We start from the raw sequence: 3,445 nt of genomic DNA, 5'->3' as shown, positions 1-3,445 counted from the left end.
TGGATGCGGGGACAGGATTTGAACCTGTGACCTTCAGGTTATGAGCCTGACGAGCTACCGGGCTGCTCCACCCCGCGGTGGTGATGGGTGTCCTTGGTGGGGGGGTTAGATGATCCCGCCAGGGTGATGGTGTGTTGCTGAGGATCCGGCCTGGTGGCCCGGCGGCGACCGACTCTCCCGCGTCTTGAGACGCAGTACCATGGGCGCTGGGGTGTTTCACGGCCGTGTTCGGGATGGGAACGAGTGTATCAACCCCGCGATGGCCACCGGGCCACCGGGCCGGATCCTTGGATGTGGTGATGGGATGATCGGTTGGCTGTGTGTGTGCGTGGATTGGCGCTGTGCGCGGTGGGTTGGCGGACCAACCCGTGCGGTGATGTGATGGATAAGGAGTTCTATCGGGTGATTAGGACCGCTTGGCTGCACTCCTTACGGAGCTTCCACCTGCGGCCTATCGACGTGCTGGTCTTGCACGGCCCTTAGGGAGACCTCGTCTTGAGGCTGGTTTCCCGCTTAGATGCCTTCAGCGGTTATCCATTCCGCACTTGGCTACCCGGCGATGCCACTGGCGTGACAACCGGTGCACCAGAGGTGCGTCCTTCCCGGTCCTCTCGTACTAGGGAAAGATCCTCTCAAGTCTCCAACACCCACGGCAGATAGGGACCGAACTGTCTCACGACGTTCTAAACCCAGCTCACGTACCGCTTTAATCGGCGAACAGCCGAACCCTTGGGACCTGCTCCAGCCCCGGGATGCGATGAGCCGACATCGAGGTGCCAAACCTCCCCGTCGATGTGGACTCTTGGGGGAGATCAGCCTGTTATCCCTAGAGTACCTTTTATCCGTTGAGCGATGGCCCTTCCATGCGGGACCACCGGATCACTAAGGCCGACTTTCGTCCCTGCTCGTGCTGTCGCACTCGCAGTCAGGCGGGCTTGTGCCTTTGCACTCAACAGCCGATGTCCGACCGGCTTGAGCCCACCATCGCGCGCCTCCGTTACTCTTTGGGAGGCGACCGCCCCAGTCAAACTGCCCACCAGGCAGGGTCCCGACCCCGGATAACGGGGTTCGGTTAGACGCCAGAAAGGCACAGGGTGGTATTTCAAGGTTGGCTCCACCAAGGCTGGCGCCCCGGCTTCAATGCCTCCCACCTATCCTACACAGTCCCTTCCTGGCGCCACTGCCAAGCTGCAGTAAAGGTTCATAGGGTCTTTCCGTCTGACCGCGGGTACCCCGCATCTTCACGGGGAATTCAATTTCACTGAGCCCATGCTGGAGACAGTGGGGAGGTCGTTACGCCATTCGTGCAGGTCGGAACTTACCCGACAAGGAATTTCGCTACCTTAGGACCGTTATAGTTACGGCCGCCGTTTACCGGGGCTTCAGTTCGGAGCTTGCACTCCTCCCTTTAACCTTCCGGCACCGGGCAGGCGTCAGACCCTATACGTCATCTCTCGATTTCGCAGAGCCCTGTGTTTTTACTAAACAGTCGCCACCCCCTGGTCTGTGCCACCCACCCATGGTTGCCCACAGATGGGTCCCGCTTATCGCTAACTTACGCGGGCAATTTGCCTAGTTCCTTCAGCATGGTTCTCTCAAGCGCCTTGGAATACTCATCCAGTCCACCTGTGTCGGTTTCGGGTACGGTCCATATGCCAGAGCTATTTCCCGGACCGATCCAACTGCCACCCCAATCCGATAAGGGATGACAGAACTTCACGGCCGTCACTTCTGGCGGGCCCAGGAATATTGACCTGGTTCCCATCGGCTACGGCTTTCGCCCTCGCCTTAGGGGCCGGCTCACCCTGCGCGGATTAACCTTGCGCAGGAACCCTTGGACTTTCGGCGACAGAGTTTCTCACTCTGTTTGTCGTTACTCATGTCCGCATTCGCACTTCCGATACCTCCACGGCCCGTCACCGGTACCGCTTCGCAGGCCTACGGAACGCTCCGCTACCGCGCGTATTGCTACGCACCCACAGCTTCGGCAGATGGCTTGAGCCCCGGTACATTTTCGCCGCAAGACAGCTTGTTTAGACCAGTGAGCTATTACGCTTTCTTTAAAGGATGGCTGCTTCTAAGCCAACCTCCTGGTTGTTTTGGCCGTCTCACATGCTTTCCCACTTAGCCATCATTTGGGGGCCTTAGCTGGTGGTCTGGGTTGTTTCCCTCTCGACAATGGACCTTAGCACCCACTGTCTGTCTGCCCGCCTGCACTCATCGGCATTCGGAGTTCGGTAGGGTTTGGTAGGGCTTTGGGCCCCCCTAGCCCTTCCGGTGCTCTACCTCCGATGGTGATCGACGGACGATCTACCTCAATAGATTTCGCGGAGAACCAGCTATTTCCTGGTTTGATTGGCCTTTCACCCCTAACCACAGATCATCCCCGACTTTTTCAACAGGCGTGGGTTCGGTCCTCCAGTGGGTGTTACCCCACCTTCAACCTGTCCATGGCTAGATCACCAGGTTTCGGGTCTCATGCCGGCAACTATGCGCCCTATTCAGACTCGCTTTCGCTGCGCCTACACCTCTCGGCTTAAGCTTGCTGCCAACACGAACTCGCGGACCCATTATACAAAAGGTACGCCGTCACCCTTGCGGGCTCCGACTGCTTGTAGGCATCCGGTTTCAGGTCTCTTTCACTCCCCTCGTCGGGGTGCTTTTCACCTTTCCCTCACGGTACTTGTGCACTATCGGTCGCCAAGGAGTATTTAGGCTTGGAGGATGGTCCCCCCATGTTCAGACAGGGTTTCACGTGCCCCGCCCTACTCAAGGATCACTGCAAGCACTACGCCTACGGGGCTATCACCCACTACGGCCAACCTTTCCAGATTGTTCGGCTTCTCTTGCAGCAACCACTGGCCTGCTCCGCGTTCGCTCGCCACTACTAGCGGAATCTCTGTTGATGTCTTTTCCTCCAGGTACTGAGATGTTTCAGTTCCCCGGGTTCGCCTCCCGACCCTATGTATTCAGATCGGGATACCCCAAAGGGGTGGGTTTCCCCATTCGGACATCCGCGGATCAACGATCGCTCGCATCTCCCCGCGGCTTTTCGCAGCGTGCCACGTCCTTCATCGCCTCTTGGCGCCAAGGCATCCACCGAATGCCCTTCTCTCACTCTTTATCCACACCACCGCCCGCGCACAGGGCCAAACCACGCCCTATGCTGCTACCTAGTCTCGGGTGGCAGCGCCCGCTCCATCCCCAGGGCGCGGTCAAGTCTTGCCCCCGGACGATGTGCGTCACTCACACACACAACAACTGATCATCTTCACCATGTGAAAGAACATGCCGCCCCGCACGCCACCCGCTTCCCTCTCGAGGATCGCGGACCGCCAGCGCGGAACGAAACAGGTTTTGGAAGTGCCGCCACCCAAAGGCAGCGCACCAAGCATCAAACCGTCACCACCGCATCATCCAGACACAGCGGATTTTCCCCGCACCC

The 3,445-nt window shown here is 58.7% G+C and carries 1 tRNA gene and 2 rRNA genes; all 3 read right to left on the bottom strand.

Annotation, left to right across the window (positions count from 1 at the left end):
- The 3 genes from AAFN86_RS29445 to AAFN86_RS29435 all read right to left on the bottom strand — a co-directional run bounded on the left by AAFN86_RS29445 (nucleotide 1) and on the right by AAFN86_RS29435 (nucleotide 3,123).
- Nucleotides 1–77, bottom strand: a tRNA-Met gene (locus AAFN86_RS29445).
- Nucleotides 78–156: 79 nt separating this feature from the next.
- Nucleotides 157–271, bottom strand: a 5S ribosomal RNA gene (gene rrf / locus AAFN86_RS29440).
- A gap of 114 nt (nucleotides 272–385) precedes the next feature.
- Nucleotides 386–3,123, bottom strand: a 23S ribosomal RNA gene (locus AAFN86_RS29435).
- Nucleotides 3,124–3,445 lie beyond the last annotated feature (322 nt).

Origin of the sequence: Roseomonas sp. CAU 1739 (genome assembly GCF_039839775.1) — a bacterium.
Lineage (GTDB): Bacteria > Pseudomonadota > Alphaproteobacteria > Acetobacterales > Acetobacteraceae > Neoroseomonas.
The sequence above is the reverse complement of the archived record's forward strand: the minus strand, read 5'-3'. Positions and strand labels throughout refer to the sequence as shown.